Source organism: Pseudomonas sp. DWP3-1-3b3 (assembly GCF_049896305.1).
Lineage (GTDB): Bacteria > Pseudomonadota > Gammaproteobacteria > Pseudomonadales > Pseudomonadaceae > Aquipseudomonas > Aquipseudomonas azotoformans_A.
Map to the genome: position 1 here is coordinate 1,044,223 of NZ_JAFCUA010000001.1, position 21,561 is coordinate 1,065,783.

Genomic DNA, 21,561 nt, shown 5'->3' on the forward strand with positions numbered 1-21,561 from the left:
AAACCGACCGACAGCCTAACAGACCAGCACATCGGGGAAGCTGTCGGGTTCATCACCGGGCAGCGGTTGTGCGCCGATATAAGCAGTAATCAGCTCACGGGCGTCCATGGCGCGGTCGTTGTCCACCTCCAGGCCCAGCAGGCCGAAAATAGGTAATTCGCCAGTGCCGCCGAGCAAATGACGGCCCACCAGATGCGCCTCGATGCCCTCGCTGGCGAGCATCTGTTGCAGCAACTCGCCTTCCATCAGGTTTTCCGGTTCGTAGATTCGCTGCATGGGTGTATCCGTTATTCGTTTTCGCTTCGGGTTTCGAGCATCCACTCTTCCCCATGTACCTGCAGATCGAAAATGATCGGCCGGCAACAGACCTGGCAGTCTTCGATATAGCGCTGGTCACCGCCAGATAAATCCACAGTTGTCTCGACCACTTCACCGCAATAAGGACAATCGTACGTCGCGTTTTCCAGCATCGCAGCCTCCAAGGTGACTTGTGCGTATAATCGCCGGTCTATTGACAGGGCTATTTTCGGCTGAGGCCATTCCTCAGTCCGCCCCCTGGTATTTCCTTTACTTACCCTAGCCGTTTCTAACAAGAGAGCATGATGGGCGAATTCGATACCATCCGACCTTACAACGACAGCGAAGTCCCGGCAGTGCTGGCACGTCTGTTCAGTGACAAGGCCTTTCTGGACATCCTGACCCACTTCCGCTTCCCGCGCTTTGCCGGCGCCCTGGGCTGGCTGCTCAAGCCGATGATCGCCCGCAAACTGCGCCGCGAGTTCGCTGGCGTCACCACCGTGGCCACGCTGCAGGACAAAGTCGAGTACTACGTCGACCACACCATTGATCGGGCGACCGACGGCGTGACCTACACGGGCGTCGAGCAGCTCAAGTCCGGCACGGCTTACCTGTTCCTGGCCAACCACCGCGATATCGTGATGGACCCGGCCTTCGTCAACTACGCTGTTTACCACGCCGGCCTGCCGACGCCACGTATCGCCATCGGCGACAACCTGTTGCAAAAGCCGTTTGTCAGCGACCTGATGCGCCTGAACAAGAGCTTCATCGTGCACCGCTCGATCACCGGGCGCAAAGAGAAGATGGCGGCCTATCAGCTGCTGTCGGCGTACATCAACCATTCGATCCGCAACGACGGTGCGTCGATCTGGATCGCCCAGGCTGAAGGGCGCGCCAAGGATGGGGATGATCGCACCGAGTCGGCGATCCTCAAGATGTTCCACGTCAGCCGCAAGGATGAGCCGTTTGCCGAGGTGATCCAGTCGCTGAACCTGACGCCAGTGTCTATCAGCTACGAATACGACCCGTGCGATTCAGCCAAGGCCCGCGAACTGTACATCCGCGCCACCACCGGCACCTACAGCAAGGCGCCGGGCGAGGATGACGTGAGCATTGCGCTGGGCATCACCGGCTATAAAGGTCGGGTGCACGTGAACTTTGCACCGCCGATCACCGAGCGCTTCGAAGACACCAAGCTGCTGGCCGCAGAGATGGACCGGCAGATTCTCGGCGGATACCGTTTGTTCCCGGTGCATTACTTGGCCTACGCCCAGTGGAGCGATGCCGACCCGCAATTGCAGGTGCCGACCGCCGCCGAAGTGTTCCCGGCGGACGAACTGGCCAAGGCCAAGGCAGAGTGGGAGCGGCGCTTGAACGAATGCCCGGCCGAGCACCGCCCTTTCCTGGTGGTGCAATATGCAACGCCGGTGCGTAATCAGTATCGGGTCAAGGCCGGGATTGCCCTGTAGGGCCTAAAGGCGGGTGCTGAGCCAGGAGATGGCCAGCGCCAGCCCAAGGCAGGCAAACCCGATGCGGTAAGCCAGACGATGCGCCCGTTCGGTGCGCACATCCAGAAACAACATCGGTTGGTCGATCGCACGGTCTTCACCTTGCGCGGTCAGGTCGGCCAGTGCGCGCTGTTCGCGCAGGCGAGTAAGGAACAGCAGCGCAGCGCCCGGGCAGGCCACTGCTAACGCAACAACATTGGTCAATAATGCGGGCAGCGCCATCGCAAACCTCGGTAAAACAGTGTTTTGGTATCAGTTCAGATACAAACCTGAACGATAGTGGCCTCCGGCGCCGTAAATGCTCCCTCCCCCATTGACGGGTAATGTATCCAGTAATTTACGCCGTCACCTGAACGTCACCTTAACAAGCCACTCTGTTGCCCTTCGACGCTTAGGAGCTTGTCATGCTGCACGCGCAAAACCAGGATCGGCTGTACCTGATCGCCCAGAGTGATGAGCAAGAAGCACTGGTCGGCGGCCTCGCATTCAACGTCCAGGACCGCCACTGGCTGGTGTATTGCGCCCTCGGCGGACACCAGCATGCGGACTTGCCGGAGACCGATCTGCTGACAGGGGTGAGCCTGCTGGATTTCTGTATCGACAGCGCCGCATGAAACTGGAGACGAAAAAAAGCCGGGCTCATCACTGAGCCCGGCTTTTTGTGGGATCGCTTATTGCGAGCTGAGCAACGAACCGATGCTTGGATCCTTGAACAGGCGGGTCAAGGCATCACTGAGGACGTCGCTGACCAGCTTGGTGTTGGTTTCCTGGTTCGGCGACATGCCGAAGCGCTGGTTCAGGGACGCGCCATAACGACCGCTGTAGCGACGGGTGCCGGCGCTGACATCGGACTTGAAGGTCGCGCCGATGGACGCTTCGGTCACGTACAGGCCGTCTTTAGGCGATTGATACTTCAGCTCAGCCAGGGTGATGGTCAACTGCGGCGCACCCGGTGCATTCGCGCTCGGGGTGAAACCCAGCAGACGCACGGCGGCTTCTGCCTGGGCCTGCAGCTTGGGCAGCACGTCCTGGGCATTCACCGAGACCAGGGCGGTTTCCGGGTACAGGCCACCGCGCGAGCCGAGGGTCGGCGATGGACGACCATCCACCACCCGCACCGACACCGGCTGGCCGTGGCCCACTGGGGCCAGCTGCGTGGTGATTTTCGGCTCAGGGGTCAGTTGTTGCGGGCTGTTGGCGCAGCCAACCAGCGTCAAACTGGTCACAGTGATCAAACCGAACAACAGGCGTTGCAACATGCGCTTCTCTCCAGAAATCAGGATCCGACAGGCCGGCAGTATAGCGGGGCGCCACTGCGGGGAACTAGCATCAGTTACAACCTGAGACCGGTTGGCTGGGCGGCGGTTCGATGTCACCGATATGTCACACCCGTTACATGGGCTCGTCATCCCGGCCAGGCATGCTGGGTCCCAATCTCAGGAGGTTGATCCCCATGCATTTTCTCTGGTCATTGTTTACGCGCAAGCCCGCCCTTCGCCAGTTCGCCCTGCTCGATGTGCAAGGTCGTTGCCAGGCCTTCAAAGAATGCAGCCAGCCGCCTGTTGGCGATGGCTGGGTAGAAATCGATGAAATCCGCCTGAGCTGGATGCACCACCCGCTGCCAGCCCGTGCCCGCGTCAGCCCACGTCCTGCGCGGTCGCCCCGGCATCAGCCGTTGGCCGCCTGACCGAACGCCTAATAAAAGTCATAAAACACGCCCATTTCCCTGGCGTTCTTCGCTACAATCTCCCCCCGATTATAAGGACGTCTCCTGATCGGGCCTCGCAGCATCGTTAATGCCTCGGCACTAACCCCCCAATCGCCCACAGAGAGCCGCCCACACAGATCGAGTGAAGCTGGCGCGCTTGCTGTTTTCTTTGCAAACCACCCGCCTTTACCGAATCTGCCAGAGCTGCCATTGCGCTCGGCCACTTGAGTTGTTTGCCCGTTTTGCCGCGTGTCGGCTAGGGGCCAGGTGCCAGGCTGGGGCAGCCCTTTTTTGAGGTTCACGTCTTCAAAAGAGCGTGAAAAAACGGGTTTTCACAACTTCACAAGAGTGTGGCGAGCAAATGAATAGTTTGGCGTTTGTACAAGCACCATCAGCGTCTGGAACAGCCCAACCACACAGGACCGAGCACGCCTTAAAAACCGGAGCTTGAGCCTGTCCGCTACGGATTGGTTGCACGAATCGCACGCTTTGACCATAAGTCGAATTGCCACAGGCGCCCATGAATGCGTTCATAGGCAGATTAGCCCGGCAGGAAGCGTGCGCTGAACATGCAAAGAATTGCGAATCGGACATGGCGATCCTGGCCATGGGTAACCTGGGGCAACACGTGAACCGCCCCGTCACTCCTGGCAGCCATGCCGTCAATTTGGTGCTGCAGATTTTGGAGACGCGTTAAATGGCGCATAACGAAGCAGTCGACGTAGTACTGGTAGGGGCCGGCATCATGAGTGCCACCCTGGCCGTACTGCTCAAAGAGCTCGACCCCGGCCTCAAGCTGGAAGTCGTTGAGCTGATGGATTCGGGTGCCGCGGAAAGTTCCAACCCGTGGAACAACGCCGGGACCGGCCACGCCGGGCTGTGTGAGCTGAACTACACGCCGAAGGCCGCCGATGGCTCCATCGACATCAAGAAAGCCGTGCACATCAACACCCAGTTCGAGGTGTCGAAGCAGTTCTGGGCGTACCTGACCAAAAAGGGCACCTTTGGCTCGTCAAAGTCCTTTATCAGTCCGGTGCCGCACCTGAGCTTCGTGCAAGGCGACAAAGGCGTGGATTTCCTCAAGAAGCGCTTTGAATCTCTCAGCCAGCACCACGCGTTTTCGGACATGCACTACACCGAAGACCGTAGCGAAATGGCCGAGTGGATGCCGCTGATGATGCCGGGCCGCCCGCTCGACGAAAAAATCGCGGCCACCCGCGTGATGAACGGCACCGACGTCAACTTCGGCGCGCTGACCAACCAACTGCTCAGCCACTTGACCAGCTCGCCCGACGCTCAGGTCAAGTACTGCAAGCGCGTCACCGGCCTCAAGCGCAACGGCGCGGGCTGGACCGTGAGCATCAAGGACGTCAACAGCGGCAACAGCCGTGAAGTGGACGCCAAGTTCGTGTTCCTCGGCGCCGGTGGCGCGGCCCTGCCGCTGCTGCAAGCCTCGGGCATCGAGGAAAGCAAAGGTTTTGGCGGCTTCCCGGTCAGCGGCCAGTGGCTGCGTTGCGACAACCCGGACGTGGTCAAGCACCACCAGGCCAAGGTCTACAGCCAGGCCGCCGTGGGTTCGCCGCCGATGTCCGTGCCGCACCTGGACACCCGCGTGGTGGATGGCAAGAAGTCCCTGCTGTTCGGGCCATACGCCGGTTTCACCACCAAGTTCCTCAAGCACGGCTCGTTCCTCGACCTGCCGATGTCGATTCGCGCCGGCAACATCGGCCCGATGCTGGCCGTGGCCCGCGACAACATGGACCTGACCAAGTACCTGGTCAGCGAAGTACGCCAGTCCATGGAACAGCGCCTGGAATCCCTGCGTCGTTTCTACCCGGAGGCGAAAGCCGAAGACTGGCGCCTGGAAGTGGCCGGCCAACGGGTGCAGATCATCAAGAAAGATCCGAAAAAAGGCGGCGTGCTGCAATTCGGCACTGAGCTGGTCGCAGCCAAAGATGGCTCGCTGGCTGCGCTGCTGGGCGCGTCCCCGGGTGCTTCGGTGACCGTTTCGATCATGCTGGAATTGATCGAGAAGTGCTTCCCAGGCAAAGCAGCGGGTGAATGGGCCGCCAAGTTGCAGGAAATTTTCCCGGCACGGGAAAAGGTACTGGAGACGGACGCCGAGCTGTATCGCAAGATCAACGCGCAGAACAACATCAGCCTGGAGCTGGTTGAACCTGCCGCCGAGACCGAAAGCTACGCTTGAAGCACCATAAAAAACGCCCCGCTCTCAACCTGAGGACGGGGCGTTTTTTTATGTCTCGGATAATCAGCCGCGAGCGTTTTCGATCAGTTCGATGTACTCGTCCGCGTTGCGCTGGTCCTTGATCAGGTCGACGAAGGTCTGGCCATGCTCATCCTTGCCGTCGAGGTCCAGGCCCGCTTCCTTGAAAAAGCCCAGGAACCGCTCGAAATCGTCGATACGCAGGCCACGGTAGGCCTTGATCAGTTTGTGCAGGGACGGGGAAGTCGCGTCGACCGGCTCGAAGTCCAGGAACAACTTGATCTGATCGTCGCCGATCTCGTCACCAATCACCTGTTTCTTATCTTTACGCATTACCGACTCCAGCCTGCAGACATTTACACGGGGTTTGAAGTCTACCTGCGGGGCGCGGGCTTGTGTAGGCGGGGCTACCTGGCCTTTACAGCGCCGGTGTGCAGATCCGCCCAGATGTGGCCATTGGCGTAGCTGAGAAACTGCACATACACCGTGTCATTGCGCAGCAGGTCGACAATCACGCGGTATTGGGCCACCGGGTAGGACAGTGTCAGGGTTTTGCTCTTGTCATCGTAGGCCGGTTTTTTCAGGCTTTTGCTTTCGGCGTCGAAATTGAGCACCACTTGAGCGATAGAGGCGCCTTTGTTCAGGGACTTTCCCTTGAGGCGGATCATCAGCGGCGAGGTCACCGGGATCGGCTGCTGGCTGGACTGGCGCTGGTTGCCGACTACCACCGCATACTCGGTGACTTGCAGCAGTTGTTGCTGATCGGGCGTTTCGGCACGCATGGCCAGATCGTCCGACGGCAGGAATTGGCTGTGCATCGGTGCCGGCGCCGCAGCCAGCGGCAGGCTGAGGGTCAGCGCCAGGGCGGCGCAGGTGCGTATCAACAGGCTCATGGGCCGCTCCGGCAAGATGGGCCCAGCACTGTAGCTCAATCGAACTGGGCAAGCATCCAGCGTTGATACTCGGCCACGCCGGCATCGCCTTCGCGGGGGGCCCAGTCGGCCAGTTCGCCTTCGCCCACCGGGCGATACGGGCCAGCCTTGCACTCAAACATCACCGTGTCGGGCGCAAGCACCACCAGGCCGTGGAACACGCCAGGTGGAAGATCGACCCCAGCGCATTCACCACCAGCCTGCATCACGCGCTTGGTGAGCACTTCGCCGGACTCACTGAACACCAGCAAACCCAGGCTGCCCTGCAGCACAAGCAAGGTTTCCGCCTTGTCCGCACTCAGGTGACGATGCGGCGGCACATAAGTGCTGGGTTGCAGCCCTACGGCCAGACGGTGGCAAGGTTCTTCCATCTGGTGGAAGTTGTGATGGTGCCGGCCACGAGGGCTGGCGCCCGCTTTCTCGGCCAGTTCGGCAAACAGCGTCTGATCCAGAAAGCGGGCCATGGCTTACATCCCTTTGACGGCGTAGATGCCATTGGCGTTGCGCCAGTAGCCTTTGTAGTCCATGCCGTAACCGAAGATGTAGCGGTCGATGCACGGCAGGCCGACGTAATCGGCCTTGAGGTCTGGGCGGGCCTTGCGGTCGTGGTCTTTGTCGATCAGCACGGCGGTGTGCACGTTGCGCGCGCCGGCGTGTTTGCAGAAGTCGATGATCGCGCCCAGGGTGTGACCTTCATCGAGGATGTCGTCGATGATCAGCACGTCGCGGTCGATAAACGAAACTTCCGGCTTGGCTTTCCAGAACAGGTCGCCGCCGCTGGTTTCGTTGCGATAGCGAGTGGCGTGCAGGTAGGAGGCTTCCAGCGGGAATTGCAGGTGAGTCAGCAATTTGCCGGCGAAGATCAGGCCACCGTTCATCACGCAGAAGACCACCGGGTTGGTGTCGGCCATTTCGCGGGTGATGTGCGCGCCGACCTTGGCGATCGCCTCTTCGACTTGCGCTTCGGTGTACAGGCAGTCAGCCTCGCGCATGATTTGACGGATATGCTCGAGATCAGCGGACATGGCGCTCTCCAAGGGGGTGCTGTGGCAAGAAAAGCGGGCGAAGGTACGCTTCTCGTGCGCTCCGAGCAAGCCTTAATGGACTAACGTACTAGATGTCTATAGGACAACACCCTCGGATAGATTAATCTAGGCCGGTTTTTTTGCCCGCCGCCGGAGCCTTTCCCATGCCCACTCGCGAGATCCGCCACCCGCTGATCCGACACAAGCTCGGCCTTATGCGCCGCGCCGACATTAGCACGAAGAACTTCCGTGAGCTTGCTCAGGAAGTCGGAGCGTTGCTCACTTACGAAGCCACCAAGGATTTGCCCCTGGAAACCTACGAGATCCCCGGTTGGGCCGGTCCCGTCCAGGTGGAGAAAATCGCTGGTAAGAAAATCACCGTGGTCCCGATCCTGCGCGCCGGTATCGGCATGCTCGAAGGCGTGCTCAGCCTGATCCCGGGCGCCAAGGTCAGCGCCGTGGGCGTAGCCCGCAATGAAGAGACGCTGGAGGCCCACACCTACCTGGAAAAACTCGTTCCGGAAATCAACGAGCGCCTGGCGATGATCATCGACCCGATGCTGGCCACCGGCAGTTCCATGGTTGCCACCATCGACCTGCTGAAAAAAGCCGGTTGCCGGGACATCCGCGCCATGGTCCTCGTCGCTGCGCCCGAAGGCATTGCGGCCGTCGAGAAGGCCCACCCGGACGTGCAGATCTACACCGCGTCCATCGACGAGCGCCTGAACGAACACGGCTACATCATCCCAGGCCTGGGCGATGCCGGTGACAAGATCTTCGGCACCAAGCAGAAGGACGCGTGAGCATGCAGGATGAATTCAACGACCCGCTTTGGCGCCAGATCCTGTCTGGCGCACAAATGCTCTTCGTAGCATTTGGCGCGCTGGTGTTGATGCCGCTGATCACAGGTCTTGATCCAAACGTCGCACTGTTCACCGCGGGCCTGGGCACGTTGCTGTTCCAGGTGGTGACAGGGCGGCAGGTGCCGGTATTCCTGGCGTCGAGCTTTGCGTTTATCACACCGATCATTCTCGCCAAGGGCCAATTCGGCCTCGCGGCGACCATGGGCGGCGTGATGGCGGCCGGTTTCGTTTATACCTTCCTGGGTCTGGCGGTGAAGGTCAAAGGCACCGGTTTTATCGACCGGCTGCTGCCGCCAGTAGTGATCGGGCCGGTGATTATTTCCATCGGCCTGGCCATGGCGCCCATCGCCGCCAATATGGCGATGGGTAAAGCCGGCGATGGTGCCGAGCTGATCCATTACCAGACGGCGATGATGATCTCGATGCCAGCACTGCTGACCACGTTGATCGTGGCGGTGTTCGGCAAAGGTATTTTCCGCCTGGTGCCGATCATCTCCGGCGTGCTGGTGGGTTTTGCCATGTCGTTCTACTTTGGCGTGGTCGACACGGCGAAGATCGCCGCCGCGCCATGGTTCGCCCTGCCCCACTTCACCGCGCCGGAATTCAACTGGCAGGCGATCCTGTTCATCGTCCCGGTGGCCCTGGCCCCGGCAATCGAGCATATCGGTGGTGTGATTGCGGTCGGCAGCGTGACCGGTCGCGACTACCTGAAGAAGCCCGGCCTGCATCGCACCCTGCTGGGCGACGGTATTGCCACCACGGCCGCCGGCCTGTTTGGTGGCCCGCCTAACACGACCTACGCGGAAGTGACTGGCGCGGTCATGCTGACCAAGAACTACAACCCGAAGATCATGACCTGGGCGGCGGTGTTTGCCATCAGCCTGGCGTTCATCGGCAAGTTCGGCGCACTGCTGCAGAGCATCCCCGTGCCGGTGATGGGCGGGATCCTGTGCCTGCTGTTCGGTTCGATTGCGGCGGTGGGCATGAACACGCTGATCCGCCACAAGATCGACCTGGGTGAGGCGCGCAACCTGGTGATCGTGTCGGTGACATTGGTATTCGGGATTGGCGGTGTGCTGGTCGGCACCGGCACCGGGCCGGACGATTTCGGCCTCAAGGGCATCGCCCTGTGTGCGGTGGTAGCGATTGGTTTGAACCTGCTGCTGCCGGGCAATGATGGTTGGAAGAACAAGAAGCCTGACGAACCGCTGCTGTAACTAACACCGCAAAACCAAATGTGGGAGCGAGCAAGCCCGCTCCCACATTTTTTTGATCTTCAGTGTGGCTTAGAGCTCACCAAGGCCATCGATCAACGCCTGGTTCTGCTCCGGCGTACCAATGCTGATCCGCAAGAACTGCGCAATCCGCGCCTGCTTGAAGTGCCGCACGATCACACCTTGCTCACGCAACTTGGCCGCCAGGCCGGCAGCGTCGTGCTTGGGGTGACGAGCAAAAATAAAGTTCGCTGCCGACGGCAACACTTCAAAGCCCTTCGCCTCCAACTGCCCGACCACCTTGTTGCGGCTGTCGATCACCAACTGACACGTCTTGTCGAAATACTCACGGTCCTCGAACGCCGCCGCCGCACCGACAATCGCCAGGCGATCCAGCGGATAGGAGTTGAAGCTGTTCTTGACGCGCTCCAGCGCCTCGATCAGGTCCGGATGGCCCACGGCCAGGCCCACGCGCAAACCGGCCAGTGAGCGTGATTTGGACAGGGTCTGGGTCACCAGCAGGTTCGGGTAACGGTCCACCAGGCTGATCGCGGTTTTGCCGCCGAAGTCGATATAGGCTTCATCAACCACCACCACCGAATCCGGGCTGGCCTTGAGGATCTGCTCCACCGCATCCAGCGCCAGCACGGTGCCGGTCGGCGCGTTCGGGTTGGGGAAAATGATCCCACCGTTGGGCTTGGCGTAGTCCGCCACACGAATCTGGAACTGCTCGTCCAGCGGCACCGGGTCGGATTGAATGCCATACAGGCCGCAATACACCGGGTAGAAGCTGTAGCTGATGTCCGGAAACAGCAGCGGCAGGTCGTGCTGGAACAGGCCGTGGAAGATGTGCGCCAGGACCTCGTCCGAACCGTTGCCGAGGAACACCTTGCCAGCATCGATCCCGTAATACTTGGCGACCGCTTGCTTGAGTAGATCGCTGTTGGGGTCCGGGTACAGGCGCAGGTTGTCGTTCAACTCCGCCTGCATCGCCGCCAACGCCTTGGGCGATGGGCCGTAGGGGTTTTCATTGGTGTTGAGCTTGACCAGTTTGGTCAGCTTGGGTTGCTCGCCGGGCACGTAAGGCACGAGGTCCTTGACGAAGGGGCTCCAGAATTTGCTCATGTCTCAGTTCCCCTTTTCTTCAAGGATGCGGTATTCGGCGCTACGGGCGTGGGCGCTCAGGGATTCACCACGGGCCAGCACCGAGGCGGTCTTGCCCAGCTCGGAGGCGCCCTGCGGCGAGCAGAAGATGATCGACGAACGCTTCTGGAAGTCATACACCCCCAGCGGCGACGAGAAACGCGCGGTGCCGGACGTCGGCAGCACGTGGTTCGGGCCCGCGCAGTAGTCGCCCAGGGCTTCGCTGGTGTGGCGGCCCATGAAGATCGCACCGGCGTGGCGGATCGACGGCAGCCAGGCTTGCGGATCGGCGACGGACAGCTCCAAGTGCTCCGGCGCGATGCGGTTGGCCACTTCGATGGCCTGCTCCATGTCGCGCACCAGGATCAACGCACCACGGCCATTGATCGACTTCTCGATGATCTCGGCGCGGTCCATGGTCGGCAGCAACTTGTTGATGCTGGCGGCGACTTGGTCGAGGAACGCGGCGTCCGGGCTGACCAGGATCGCCTGGGCGTCTTCGTCGTGCTCGGCCTGGGAGAACAGGTCCATAGCGATCCAGTCCGGATCGGTCTGGCCGTCGCACACCACAAGGATTTCCGACGGGCCGGCGATCATGTCGATACCAACCTGGCCAAACACGTGACGCTTGGCGGTGGCGACGTAGATATTGCCAGGGCCGACCACCTTGTCCACTTTCGGCACGCTCTCTGTGCCGTAAGCCAAGGCCGCGACGGCTTGGGCGCCACCGATGGTGAACACGCGGTCGACACCGGCGATGCAGGCGGCGGCCAGCACCAATTCGTTGATTTCACCGCGCGGGGTCGGCACGACCATGACCACTTCGGTCACGCCTGCCACTTTGGCCGGGATGGCGTTCATCAATACCGACGACGGGTAGGAAGCTTTACCGCCTGGCACGTACAAGCCGGCACGGTCCAGCGGCGTGACCTTCTGGCCCAGCACGGTGCCGTCGGCCTCGGTGTAGCTCCAGGAGTCTTGTTTCTGCTTTTCGTGGTAGCTGCGCACCCGTGCCGCCGCGATTTCCAGGGCTTCGCGCTGAGGTGCAGTAATGCGTGTCAGGGCCAGTTCCAGGCGTTCACGGGGCAGGATCAGGTCGGACATCGACGCAACGTCCAGGCCATCGAACTGGCGGGTGAAGTCCACCAGCGCCGCATCACCGCGCTCGCGCACGGCCTTGATGATGTCAAGCACTCGCCCGTTGACCGACTCGTCGGACACGCTTTCCCAGCTCAGCAGATGATCCAGATGATGGGCGAAATCCGGGTCGGCAGCGTTGAGTCGGGCAATTGCAGTGGACGTGGTCATAGCGAGGGCCTCAATAGAATTGGCAAAAACTCAGGCGCCCTAAACTAGCAGTCGTTTCCGCTTGGGCACCTGAGAATTCTGGCTATGAGGCGGATAGACGGGCGCAGCCTTCCGGCTACGCGGGTAAGTCAACCGCGGTGTCGCGACTCCACTGCCTTGCGCAGGGTGTCGATCAACGCCTGGATACGGGCGTGCTGCATCTTCATCGAGGCTTTGTTGACGATCAGGCGGGAGCTGATGTCGGCAATGAAGTCTTGCGGCTCGAGGCCGTTGGCACGCAGGGTGTTGCCGGTGTCGACCACGTCGATGATCTTGTCGGCCAGGCCGATCAGCGGCGCCAGCTCCATCGAACCGTAGAGTTTGATGATATCGACCTGACGACCTTGTTCGGCGTAGTAACGCTTGGCAACGTTGACGAACTTGGTCGCCACGCGCAGGCGGCCTTTAGGCTCGACGTCGCCGACACGGCCGGCGGTCATCAGCTTGCACAGGGCAATACGCAGGTCCAACGGCTCGTACAGGCCCTGGCCGCCGTATTCCATCAGCACGTCCTTACCGGCGACACCGAGGTCGGCCGCGCCATGTTCAACGTAGGTCGGCACGTCGGTAGCCCGCACGATCAACAGGCGAACGTCGTCCTGGGTCGTGGGGATGATCAGCTTGCGGCTCTTGTCCGGATTCTCGGTCGGCACGATGCCCGCTTCAGCCAGAAGCGGCAAAGTGTCGTCAAGGATGCGGCCCTTGGACAGTGCGATGGTCAACATGGGAAACGTCAGTCCTTCATCAGGCTATTGCTGCCCGGTCGCAAACGGCGCCGGACACAGATCGAGGCCATTACAGCCTCGATTTGGAACAAATTCAGCATACTGCTTCTTTAATTTGTAGTGAGCGGGCTTGCCCCGCGCTCGGCTGCGAAGCGGCCCTAAAAATCTTGGGAGCGCTTGCGCTCCAGCGCGGGGCAAGCCCGCTCACTACAACAGCAACTAGCCCGGTACGCGGCGGATTTTTGCGCCGAGCATCTGCAGTTTTTCTTCGATGCACTCGTAGCCACGGTCTATGTGGTAGATGCGGTCGATCAATGTGTCGCCTTCGGCGATCAGCGCCGAGATCACCAGGCTGGCCGAAGCCCGCAGGTCGGTGGCCATCACTGGCGCGCCCTTGAGTTTCTCGGTACCGGTGACGATGGCGGTGTTGCCTTCAACCTGGATCTTCGCGCCCATGCGGTGCAGCTCGTACACGTGCATGAAGCGGTTTTCGAAGATGGTCTCGATCACGGCACCGGTGCCTTCGGCAATGGCGTTCAAGGAGATGAACTGCGCCTGCATGTCGGTCGGGAACGCCGGGTACGGAGCCGTTCGCACGTTGACGGCTTTAGGACGCTTGCCGTGCATGTTCAGCTCGATCCAGTCTTCGCCAGTAGTGATTTCGGCACCGGCTTCGCGCAGTTTTTCCAGGACCGCTTCCAGGATGGTCGGATCGGTGTCCTTGACCTTGACGCGGCCACCGGTCACGGCGGCGGCAACCAGGTAGGTGCCGGTCTCGATGCGGTCCGGCATCACTTTGTAGGTTGCGGTGTGCAGGCGCTCTACACCATCGATGGTGATGGTGTCGGTGCCGGCTCCGGAAACCTTGGCACCCATGGCATTCAGGAAGTTGGCCAGGTCGACCACTTCCGGCTCGCGCGCGGCGTTCTGCAGCACACTGCGGCCTTTGGCCAGGGCAGCGGCCATCATGATGTTCTCGGTACCGGTCACGCTGACGGTATCAAAGAAGAAATTCGCGCCACGCAGGCCGCCTTCCGGCGCCTTGGCCTTGATGTAGCCGCCTTCGACGTCGATGACCGCGCCCATGGCTTCAAGGCCACGGATGTGCAGGTCCACCGGACGCGAGCCGATGGCGCAACCGCCAGGCAAAGCGACTTCGGCTTCACCGAAACGGGCAACCATAGGGCCCAGCACCAGGATCGACGCACGCATGGTTTTCACCAGTTCGTACGGGGCGATCAGGGTCTTGATGGTGCGCGGGTCAATTTCGACGGCCAACTTCTCGTCGATCACCGGCTCAATGCCCATGCGACCGAACAGCTCGATCATGGTGGTGATGTCGTGCAGGTGCGGCAGGTTGGCCACAGTGACCGGGCCATCGCACAGCAGGGTCGCTGCCAGGATCGGCAAGGCGGAGTTTTTTGCACCGGAGATGCGAATCTCGCCATCAAGGCGGGCACCGCCGGTAATAATCAATTTATCCATAAGAATCTCGACGCCTTGGGGGCTCAGGTGCGCTCGGCCCAGGCCGCGCGGCTGAAAAATTTCATAGTGACCGCATGGATGCTGCCATCGGTGATCCACGGGTTCAAATGGGCATAGATCTGCTGTTGACGCTTGACCGGGCTCAGTGCCGCCAGTTCATCGCTAATCACGTTCAGCTGGAAGTTGCAGCCTTCGCCTTCAACTTCAACGGTCGTTTCCGGCAGCTTTCCTTCAAGAAAGCTCTTAACTTCTAGGGCCTGCATGCTCAACCTCTATCGGCGCCCAGTGCGCGCGGGTCGCACATCATACAAAAAAGCCCCGCGCCTGCGAACCCCGCATAGCAGGACTCTGACGGGGGGCCTCTCTAATAATGTGTATTAAGGATGCGCCAGCAGCTCGGTCAAGCCGGAAACTTCGGCGATTTCACGCATGTCTTCGGGCATTGCACGAATGCTGACCGGCTTTTTGGCCGCCTCAGCATCGCGCAAGAAGCACAGCAACAACGACAAACCGACGCTGCTGGACTTGGTCACCGCCGAACAATCCAGCACCAGCGCGGGTGCGGAGCTGGCCTTGATCAGTGCCTGACCCTGCTTGCGCAGGTCAGGACCGGTGCGGTAATCCAGCACGCCGCTGATGAACAGCTCGCCGGCATTGCCTAGACGAACAGCCGCTTCAGTCATTGCGCAGGCTTCCCGGCTTCTTTATCGGACGTTTCCTTGGCCTTGGCGACTTCACCGGCCCAACCATTGATGGTCTTGTCCAGGTCGTTGCCATTGCGCTGCATGGCGTCGGCGAACTGATCACGGAACAGCTTGCCGATGTTGATACCGTTGATGATCACGTTACGCAGCTTCCACTCGCCGTTGACCTTCTCCAGGGTGTACTGCACCGGGTAGACGGCGCCGTTGTTGCCCTTGACGCTCATGTTGACGCTGGTGCGATCACCGGACTCATCACCGGCGGGAGCGACGGTAATGCCCTGGTTGTTGTACTCAAGCAAAGCGTTGCCATAGAACTGGAACAGGCCACGCTTGAAGTTTTCCTGGAAGGTCTGCATCTGCGCCGGGGTCGCCTTGCGCGAATACTTGACGGTCATGATGCTGCGGGAAATGCCCTCGGCATCGACGACCGGGCCGACAATGGTGTTGAGCGCGTCGTAGAACTTACTCGGATCTTGTTTGTACTGCTCTTTATTGGCAGTCAGGTCAGCCAGCATTTTGCTGGTCGTGTCCTGCACCAGGTCGTGGGCAGAACCTGCAGCGTTAGCCATCAGCGGCAGCGCTGCCAACAACACCAGCAGGCCACGTCGCAAGGTAGAGATCATGAACAGATTCCTCATTTGGCGTCTTTATTGACCGTATTAAGCAGGAATTTACCGATCAGGTCTTCAAGCACCAGCGACGACTGTGTGTCGTGGATTGTCGAGCCATCCTTGAGCAGGGCTGTTTCCCCACCCACGCTGACACCGATGTATTTTTCGCCCAGCAGACCCGCAGTGAGGATAGATGCAGTGGAGTCAGTCGGCAGATTATCTACCTTCTTGTCCAGTTGCATGGTCACTCGCCCGGTGAAGCTGTCGCGGTCCAGATCGATTGCCGTGACCTTGCCGATGGTCACACCGGCCATGGTCACTTTAGCTCTGACAGTCAAACCGGCGATATTGTCGAAGTACGCGTAAAGTTTATAAGTATCGGCGGTGGGGCTCGCCGACAGGCCACTGACGCGCAGGGCCAACAACAATAAAGCCAGGATGCCAGCCAGCAAGAAAAGGCCGACACCGATTTCCACAGTGCGGTTTTGCATCAGAAATCTCCAAACATCAAGGCGGTCAAAATGAAGTCAAGGCCCAGTACCGCCAGCGAGGCGTACACAACGGTCTTGGTGGTGGCGCGACTGATCCCTTCTGAAGTGGGCTCACAGTCGTAGCCTTGGAATACGGCGATCCAGGTGACGACGAAGGCGAAGACGATGCTCTTTATGATGCCGTTGAGCACGTCACCGCTGAAGGTCACGCTGTTTTGCATGTTGGCCCAGTAGGAGCCGTCGTAGACGCCCAGCCAGTCCACCGCCACCCACGAACCGCCCCAGATACCCACCACGCTGAAGATCATCGCCAGCAGTGGCAGGGAAATGAAGCCGGCCCACAGGCGCGGGGCAACAATGTACTTGAGCGGGTCCACGCCGATCATTTCAAGGCTGGACAGCTGTTCGGTGGACTTCATGTTGCCGATTTCGGCAGTCAGCGCCGAACCCGCACGCCCGGCGAACAGCAAGGCGGTCACCACCGGCCCCAGTTCACGCAACAGCGTCAGGGCGACCATCTGCCCGACCGCTTGCTCCGAACCGTAGCTGGAAAGAATATTGAAGCCCTGCAACGCCAGCACCATGCCGATGAACACCCCGGAGACCACAATGATCACCAGGGACATCACGCCGACCGAATGCAGCTGCTTGATAAGCAGGCCAAAGCCGCCACCAATGCCGCCGCGACCGAGCAGGGCGTGGAACAGGAAAATCGTCGAACGGCCGAGCACTTCGACAATGTCGATACCCGAGCGACCGAAAAGGCGAACCTTCTCGATAAAAGATGTCTTGCGCATCAGCGCTTCCCCAGAAGATCTGAGCGGTAATCCGCTGCCGGAAAGTGAAAAGGCACCGGGCCATCGGGATCGCCGGTCATGAATTGGCGAATGCGCGGGTTGTCGGCGTTCATCAGCTCTTCAGGCGTGCCCTGCCCCAGCACCTGGCCATCGCCGACGACATAGAGGTAATCGGCTATGCTCGCGGTTTCTGCAAGGTCATGGGAGACCACGATGCTGGTGATACCCAGCGCATCATTGAGCAGGCGGATCAAGCGCACCAGCACGCCCATGGCGATGGGGTCCTGGCCGACGAAGGGCTCGTCATACATGAGGATCTGCGGGTCGAGGGCAATGGCGCGCGCCAGCGCCACACGGCGCTTCATGCCGCCGGAAAGCTCGTCAGGCATCAGGTCGATGGCACCGCGAAGGCCTACGGCCTGCAGTTTCAGCAACACAATGTCACGAATCATTTCATCGGACAGCTGGGTATGCACCCGCAGCGGAAAAGCCACGTTCTCGAACACATCGAGGTCGGTAAACAGCGCACCGCTCTGGAACAGCACGCCCATGTGCTTGCGCGCATCGAACAGATCGCTGCGCGACAGCGTCGGCAGGTTCTGGCCATTGACCCACACTTCGCCGGCACTGGGCCGCAATTGCATGCCCATCAGGCGCAACAGGGTGGTCTTGCCGCAACCGGAAGGCCCCATGATGCCCGTGACCTTGCCGCGCGGAATGCGGATATCGACGTTATTGAAGATGCTGCGCGTCCCGCGCTTGAAGGTCAGTCCCTTCAGCTCGACCGCGTAGGCGTTATCGGCACTCATCTAAACTCCTTGGGATGCAGCCTCTCACTCAGACACCACGCTTGCGACAAACGTTTGCAACCGTTGTGCAATAGTTGGCACGTGGGCTGGGCGGACCGAACTGGCGGCGAACTATATCACTGCTGGTACAAGGCGCCCAAGGCCGGAACAGCGCTTGTTCAGATTGGGGACAGGGAAAAATTGTTGCTTAGGATGAATCTCAGGCGCATTGCGAACAAACCCTGACGAACTAGCGTGAGGGAATTGATCATTACCGCTATAATCGCCGACTTTTCGTCAGGCTATACGATTTCAGACATGAGCCAATCCAGCGACCTTATTCAATCCGCACAACGCACCATCCGCCTCGAGCTTGAAGCCGTGGAAGGCTTGCTGGCGCATATCGACGCAGATTTCGTACGCGCCTGCGAGATGATTCTGGCCAGCAAAGGCCGCGTTGTCGTGGTCGGCATGGGCAAGTCGGGCCACGTCGGCAACAAGATCGCCGCCACCCTGGCCAGCACCGGGACCACCGCTTTTTTCGTGCACCCGGCCGAAGCCAGCCACGGCGACATGGGCATGATCACCAAGGATGACATCATCCTGGCGCTGTCCAACTCCGGCACCACCAACGAAATCGTGACCCTGCTGCCGCTGATCAAGCGCCTGGGCATCCAGATGATCAGCCTCACCGGCAATCCGGATTCGACGCTGGCCAAGGCCGCCGAAGTGAACCTGAATGTTCACGTGGCCCACGAAGCCTGCCCGCTGAACCTGGCACCGACCTCCTCCACCACCGCCGCACTGGTGATGGGCGACGCCCTGGCCGTGGCGCTGCTGGAAGCCCGCGGGTTTACCGCGGAAGACTTCGCGTTTTCCCATCCGGGTGGCGCCTTGGGCCGTCGCCTGCTGTTGAAAGTGGAAAACGTCATGCATTCCGGTGATGAATTGCCCCACGTCCAGCGCGGCACCTTGCTGAAGGACGCGCTGATGGAAATGACCCGCAAGGGCTTGGGCATGACCGTGATCCTGGAAGCCGACGGCCGCCTGGCCGGGGTCTTCACCGACGGCGACCTGCGCCGCACCCTGGATCGCACCATTGATATCCACACCGCCACCATCGACGCGGTGATGACCCCCCACGGCAAGACCGCCCGTCCCGAGATGCTGGCAGCCGAAGCCTTGAAAATCATGGAAGACCACAAGATCGGCGCACTGGTGGTGGTCGATGGCAATGACCACCCGATCGGCGCCCTGAACATGCACGACCTGCTGCGTGCGGGAGTGATGTAAATGACCAGCGACCTGTTGCAACGCGGCAAGAACATCAAACTGGCGATTTTCGACGTTGATGGCGTGCTGACCGATGGCCGCCTGTACTTCCTCGAAGACGGCAGCGAATTCAAGACGTTCAACACCCTCGACGGCCAAGGCATCAAGATGCTGATGGCGTCGGGCGTGCAAACGGCGATTATCAGCGGCCGGAAAACCCCGGTTGTGGAACGCCGCGCACAAAACCTGGGGATTCCTCACCTGTATCAGGGCCGCGAGGATAAACTGGTGGTTCTGGACGAGCTTCTTGGCCAACTCAACCTAAGCTATGAGCAGGTCGCCTACTTGGGCGATGACCTGCCAGACCTGCCGGTGATCCGTCGAGTGGGCTTGGGCATGGCCGTCGCCAATGCGGCGGCGTTTGTTCGCGAGCACGCCCATGGCATCACCACCGCCCGTGGCGGCGAAGGTGCCGCCCGCGAGTTCTGCGAGCTGATCCTGCGTGCCCAGGGCAGCCTTGAAGCGGCCCACGCCGCCTACTTATAGAGCGTTTTATGCTGAGCAAAAAGATTCGCAACTTCCTGCTATTCGGGGTCATCGCCGCGCTGTTCCTGGCGGTGGGCTACTGGAATATCAGCCCGGAGCGCTTTCTCGACCAGCCTGCTGCGCAGGTTGACGAGGGGGCTATCGACTATTACGCCACCAATGCCAAGAGCGTGCAGTTCCTGCCCGACGGCAAGGTGCAGTACGAGATGACCTCGGACAAGGTCGAGCACGTCAAGGCCAGCGAAATCACCCTGCTGACCAACCCGGACATGAATATTTACCGCGGCACCGAGTTTCCGTGGCACGTCACCAGCAAGCGTGGCGAGGTCAACCCGGACGGTACCGAGGTGGAACTGATCGACTCGGTGCGCGTTGCGCGCACCGACGATAAAAATCGTGAGACCGTGATTACCAGCAGTCGCATGACCGTATTCCCGCAGAAGCAATATGCGCAGACCGAGCAAGACGTTAGAATCGACGGCGCTGGCGGTGTATCGACTGGCAAGGGAATGAAAGCGTATTTGAAAGAAAGCAGGATACACCTGCTATCGAACGTAAGAGGACAGTATGAGGCTCGTTAAAACTCTCCCTATTTTGCTCAGTCTGGGCGCAGCACTGGGAAGCGTGAGCGCCTGGGCTCTGCCGAACGATAGCCAGCAGCCGATCCACATTTCGGCCGACGATGCGCAGCTGGATGACAAGCAAGGCGTTGCCACCTACACCGGCGGCGTGATCATCACCCAGGGTTCGATGAAAATCACCGGTAATACCGTGACGCTTACGCGCACCAAGACCGGCGATATCGATGTCGTGACCTCGGTAGGCAACCTGGCTTACTTCGAACAGAAGCAGTCGCCCACCGACACGGGCCCGATGAAAGGCTATGGCAAGACCATCCAGTACCACGCCCAGCAAAACCGCATCGTGCTGATCGACCAGGCCAAGGTGCTCAGCCCCGATGGCAACTCCACGGAAGGTGAGAAAATCACCTATGACACCGTGAAACAGATCGCTAACGCCGGTCGTGCCAATGGCAACAAGGTCACCGCGCCTCGTCCACGCATCGACATGGTTATCCAGCCGAAGAAGAAGGCCGAGTAATGGCAACCCTGAAAGCCCAGCATCTGGCCAAGGCCTATAAAAGCCGTCAGGTCGTGCGCGACGTCAGCCTGTCGATCGACAGCGGCCAGATCGTCGGCTTGCTCGGCCCCAACGGCGCCGGCAAGACCACTTGCTTCTACATGATCGTCGGCCTGGTCCAGGCGGATCAGGGTCGCGTGTTGATCGACGACCTCGACGTGAGCCACCAGCCGATGCACGGCCGTGCGCGCGCCGGTATCGGCTATCTCCCGCAGGAGGCGTCGATCTTCCGCAAACTGTCGGTCGCCGATAACATCATGGCGATCCTCGAGACCCGCAAGGAGCTCGACCGTGATGGCCGTCGCAAGGAGCTGGAAAGCCTGCTGCAGGAATTCCACATCAACCACATCCGCGACAACCTCGGTATGAGCTTGTCTGGTGGTGAGCGTCGCCGTGTGGAAATCGCCCGCGCCCTGGCTACGGCACCCAAGTTCATCCTGCTGGACGAACCGTTTGCCGGCGTTGACCCGATCTCGGTCGGCGACATCAAGCAGATCATCCATCACCTCAAGGCCAAGGGCATTGGCGTGTTGATCACCGACCACAACGTCCGCGAGACCCTCGATATCTGCGAAACCGCGTATATCGTCAACGATGGTCAACTGATCGCCGAAGGTGACTCAGCCACCATCCTGGCCAACGAACTGGTCAAGGAAGTGTACCTGGGTCACGAGTTCCGCCTGTAAACACCGTGGTGTCACGGCCGTTTGCCGAGGTGCGCGGGAGTCAATGAAAACCTCC

General features: G+C 60.3%; 29 protein-coding genes. 11 read left to right on the forward strand and 18 right to left on the reverse strand.

Annotated elements, in window-relative coordinates; genetic code table 11:
- Positions 1-15: 15 nt before the first annotated feature.
- Together ACP7BX_RS05050 and ACP7BX_RS05055 are read right to left on the reverse strand one after the other, a co-directional pair.
- Complete coding sequence (locus tag ACP7BX_RS05050; RefSeq protein ID WP_033899411.1) at positions 16-276, reverse strand: putative signal transducing protein; 261 nt, start codon at positions 274-276, stop codon at positions 16-18.
- 11 nt (positions 277-287) lie between these two features.
- On the reverse strand, positions 288-470 hold the full coding sequence (locus ACP7BX_RS05055) for a CPXCG motif-containing cysteine-rich protein (RefSeq protein WP_177112875.1): 183 nt from the start codon (positions 468-470) through the stop codon (positions 288-290).
- Positions 471-602: 132 nt separating this feature from the next.
- Between ACP7BX_RS05055 and ACP7BX_RS05060 the strand changes: the two genes are divergently transcribed.
- A complete protein-coding gene (locus ACP7BX_RS05060; protein WP_269132870.1) occupies positions 603-1,766 on the forward strand; it encodes a 1-acyl-sn-glycerol-3-phosphate acyltransferase in 1,164 nt (387 codons plus the stop codon).
- Positions 1,767-1,769: 3 nt separating this feature from the next.
- On the opposite strand, the gene ACP7BX_RS05065 is transcribed toward ACP7BX_RS05060, so the two are convergent.
- A complete protein-coding gene (locus ACP7BX_RS05065) occupies positions 1,770-2,027 on the reverse strand; it encodes a hypothetical protein (RefSeq protein WP_061435340.1) in 258 nt (85 codons plus the stop codon).
- A 182-nt stretch (positions 2,028-2,209) separates the two neighbouring features.
- Between ACP7BX_RS05065 and ACP7BX_RS05070 the strand changes: the two genes are divergently transcribed.
- Complete coding sequence (locus ACP7BX_RS05070; protein WP_033899405.1) at positions 2,210-2,419, forward strand: hypothetical protein; 210 nt, start codon at positions 2,210-2,212, stop codon at positions 2,417-2,419.
- 57 nt (positions 2,420-2,476) lie between these two features.
- On the opposite strand, the gene ACP7BX_RS05075 is transcribed toward ACP7BX_RS05070, so the two are convergent.
- The gene (locus tag ACP7BX_RS05075; RefSeq protein ID WP_038849873.1) at positions 2,477-3,064 is read right to left on the reverse strand and encodes a YajG family lipoprotein; all 588 of its coding nucleotides are present in this window, start codon (positions 3,062-3,064) and stop codon (positions 2,477-2,479) included.
- 194 nt (positions 3,065-3,258) lie between these two features.
- On the opposite strand from ACP7BX_RS05075, the gene ACP7BX_RS05080 reads away from it, so the two are divergent.
- Positions 3,259-3,492, forward strand: a complete 234-nt coding sequence (locus ACP7BX_RS05080) for a hypothetical protein (RefSeq protein ID WP_033899399.1) — start codon at positions 3,259-3,261, stop codon at positions 3,490-3,492.
- 718 nt (positions 3,493-4,210) lie between these two features.
- Positions 4,211-5,719, forward strand: coding sequence for a malate dehydrogenase (quinone) (gene mqo, locus ACP7BX_RS05085; protein ID WP_426128187.1), 1,509 nt, complete (start codon positions 4,211-4,213; stop codon positions 5,717-5,719).
- Positions 5,720-5,782: 63 nt separating this feature from the next.
- On the opposite strand, the gene ACP7BX_RS05090 is transcribed toward mqo, so the two are convergent.
- The 4 genes from ACP7BX_RS05090 to ACP7BX_RS05105 all read right to left on the reverse strand — a co-directional run bounded on the left by ACP7BX_RS05090 (position 5,783) and on the right by ACP7BX_RS05105 (position 7,694).
- Positions 5,783-6,070: a PA4642 family protein gene (locus tag ACP7BX_RS05090; protein WP_016976601.1), complete on the reverse strand. Its 288-nt coding sequence runs from the start codon at positions 6,068-6,070 to the stop codon at positions 5,783-5,785.
- Positions 6,071-6,144: 74 nt separating this feature from the next.
- Complete coding sequence (locus tag ACP7BX_RS05095) at positions 6,145-6,630, reverse strand: hypothetical protein (protein WP_426128185.1); 486 nt, start codon at positions 6,628-6,630, stop codon at positions 6,145-6,147.
- A 35-nt stretch (positions 6,631-6,665) separates the two neighbouring features.
- Positions 6,666-7,133: a WbuC family cupin fold metalloprotein gene (locus tag ACP7BX_RS05100; RefSeq protein WP_016976599.1), complete on the reverse strand. Its 468-nt coding sequence runs from the start codon at positions 7,131-7,133 to the stop codon at positions 6,666-6,668.
- Between the two features lie 3 nt (positions 7,134-7,136).
- Complete coding sequence (locus tag ACP7BX_RS05105) at positions 7,137-7,694, reverse strand: hypoxanthine-guanine phosphoribosyltransferase (RefSeq protein WP_038849867.1); 558 nt, start codon at positions 7,692-7,694, stop codon at positions 7,137-7,139.
- Between the two features lie 164 nt (positions 7,695-7,858).
- On the opposite strand from ACP7BX_RS05105, the gene upp reads away from it, so the two are divergent.
- Positions 7,859-8,497, forward strand: coding sequence for a uracil phosphoribosyltransferase (gene upp / locus ACP7BX_RS05110; RefSeq protein WP_010213094.1), 639 nt, complete (start codon positions 7,859-7,861; stop codon positions 8,495-8,497).
- A 2-nt stretch (positions 8,498-8,499) separates the two neighbouring features.
- Positions 8,500-9,774: a uracil-xanthine permease family protein gene (locus ACP7BX_RS05115; RefSeq protein WP_426128182.1), complete on the forward strand. Its 1,275-nt coding sequence runs from the start codon at positions 8,500-8,502 to the stop codon at positions 9,772-9,774.
- Positions 9,775-9,843: 69 nt separating this feature from the next.
- Here the strand turns inward: ACP7BX_RS05115 and hisC are convergent, their stop codons facing one another.
- The 10 genes from hisC to ACP7BX_RS05165 form a co-directional block, all read right to left on the reverse strand.
- Entirely contained in the window at positions 9,844-10,896 is a 1,053-nt protein-coding gene (gene hisC / locus ACP7BX_RS05120) for a histidinol-phosphate transaminase (protein ID WP_426128180.1), read from the reverse strand.
- A gap of 3 nt (positions 10,897-10,899) precedes the next feature.
- Positions 10,900-12,222, reverse strand: a complete 1,323-nt coding sequence (gene hisD / locus ACP7BX_RS05125; RefSeq protein WP_016976594.1) for a histidinol dehydrogenase — start codon at positions 12,220-12,222, stop codon at positions 10,900-10,902.
- 128 nt (positions 12,223-12,350) lie between these two features.
- On the reverse strand, positions 12,351-12,986 hold the full coding sequence (gene hisG / locus ACP7BX_RS05130) for an ATP phosphoribosyltransferase (RefSeq protein WP_003188599.1): 636 nt from the start codon (positions 12,984-12,986) through the stop codon (positions 12,351-12,353).
- Between the two features lie 219 nt (positions 12,987-13,205).
- Positions 13,206-14,471 (reverse strand): UDP-N-acetylglucosamine 1-carboxyvinyltransferase, encoded by a 1,266-nt coding sequence (gene murA / locus ACP7BX_RS05135; RefSeq protein ID WP_010213103.1) that lies wholly within the window; start codon positions 14,469-14,471, stop codon positions 13,206-13,208.
- A 23-nt stretch (positions 14,472-14,494) separates the two neighbouring features.
- Positions 14,495-14,734, reverse strand: a complete 240-nt coding sequence (locus tag ACP7BX_RS05140) for a BolA family protein (protein ID WP_003188597.1) — start codon at positions 14,732-14,734, stop codon at positions 14,495-14,497.
- Between the two features lie 114 nt (positions 14,735-14,848).
- Complete coding sequence (locus tag ACP7BX_RS05145; protein ID WP_426128177.1) at positions 14,849-15,154, reverse strand: STAS domain-containing protein; 306 nt, start codon at positions 15,152-15,154, stop codon at positions 14,849-14,851.
- Entirely contained in the window at positions 15,151-15,798 is a 648-nt protein-coding gene (locus ACP7BX_RS05150; RefSeq protein WP_016976201.1) for an MlaC/ttg2D family ABC transporter substrate-binding protein, read from the reverse strand. Before ACP7BX_RS05150 ends, ACP7BX_RS05145 begins: the two co-directional genes overlap by 4 nt.
- A gap of 11 nt (positions 15,799-15,809) precedes the next feature.
- Entirely contained in the window at positions 15,810-16,277 is a 468-nt protein-coding gene (gene mlaD / locus ACP7BX_RS05155; protein ID WP_003171814.1) for an outer membrane lipid asymmetry maintenance protein MlaD, read from the reverse strand.
- On the reverse strand, positions 16,277-17,074 hold the full coding sequence (mlaE, locus tag ACP7BX_RS05160) for a lipid asymmetry maintenance ABC transporter permease subunit MlaE (RefSeq protein WP_016976202.1): 798 nt from the start codon (positions 17,072-17,074) through the stop codon (positions 16,277-16,279). Before mlaE ends, mlaD begins: the two co-directional genes overlap by 1 nt.
- Entirely contained in the window at positions 17,074-17,883 is an 810-nt protein-coding gene (locus ACP7BX_RS05165) for an ATP-binding cassette domain-containing protein (RefSeq protein WP_003171811.1), read from the reverse strand. Before ACP7BX_RS05165 ends, mlaE begins: the two co-directional genes overlap by 1 nt.
- 297 nt (positions 17,884-18,180) lie before the next feature.
- Between ACP7BX_RS05165 and ACP7BX_RS05170 the strand changes: the two genes are divergently transcribed.
- Genes ACP7BX_RS05170 through lptB form a run of 5 tightly spaced genes read left to right on the forward strand, consistent with a single transcriptional unit; the run spans position 18,181 to position 21,506 of the window.
- The gene (locus ACP7BX_RS05170) at positions 18,181-19,155 is read left to right on the forward strand and encodes a KpsF/GutQ family sugar-phosphate isomerase (protein ID WP_033899378.1); all 975 of its coding nucleotides are present in this window, start codon (positions 18,181-18,183) and stop codon (positions 19,153-19,155) included.
- Positions 19,156-19,680, forward strand: a complete 525-nt coding sequence (locus tag ACP7BX_RS05175; RefSeq protein ID WP_010213109.1) for a KdsC family phosphatase — start codon at positions 19,156-19,158, stop codon at positions 19,678-19,680.
- A gap of 8 nt (positions 19,681-19,688) precedes the next feature.
- Positions 19,689-20,261, forward strand: a complete 573-nt coding sequence (gene lptC / locus ACP7BX_RS05180) for an LPS export ABC transporter periplasmic protein LptC (RefSeq protein ID WP_033899375.1) — start codon at positions 19,689-19,691, stop codon at positions 20,259-20,261.
- Positions 20,248-20,781: a lipopolysaccharide transport periplasmic protein LptA gene (lptA, locus tag ACP7BX_RS05185; RefSeq protein WP_016976205.1), complete on the forward strand. Its 534-nt coding sequence runs from the start codon at positions 20,248-20,250 to the stop codon at positions 20,779-20,781. Before lptC ends, lptA begins: the two co-directional genes overlap by 14 nt.
- Positions 20,781-21,506, forward strand: a complete 726-nt coding sequence (gene lptB, locus ACP7BX_RS05190) for an LPS export ABC transporter ATP-binding protein (protein WP_003171806.1) — start codon at positions 20,781-20,783, stop codon at positions 21,504-21,506. The genes lptA and lptB overlap by 1 nt, the downstream gene beginning before the upstream one ends.
- Positions 21,507-21,561 lie beyond the last annotated feature (55 nt).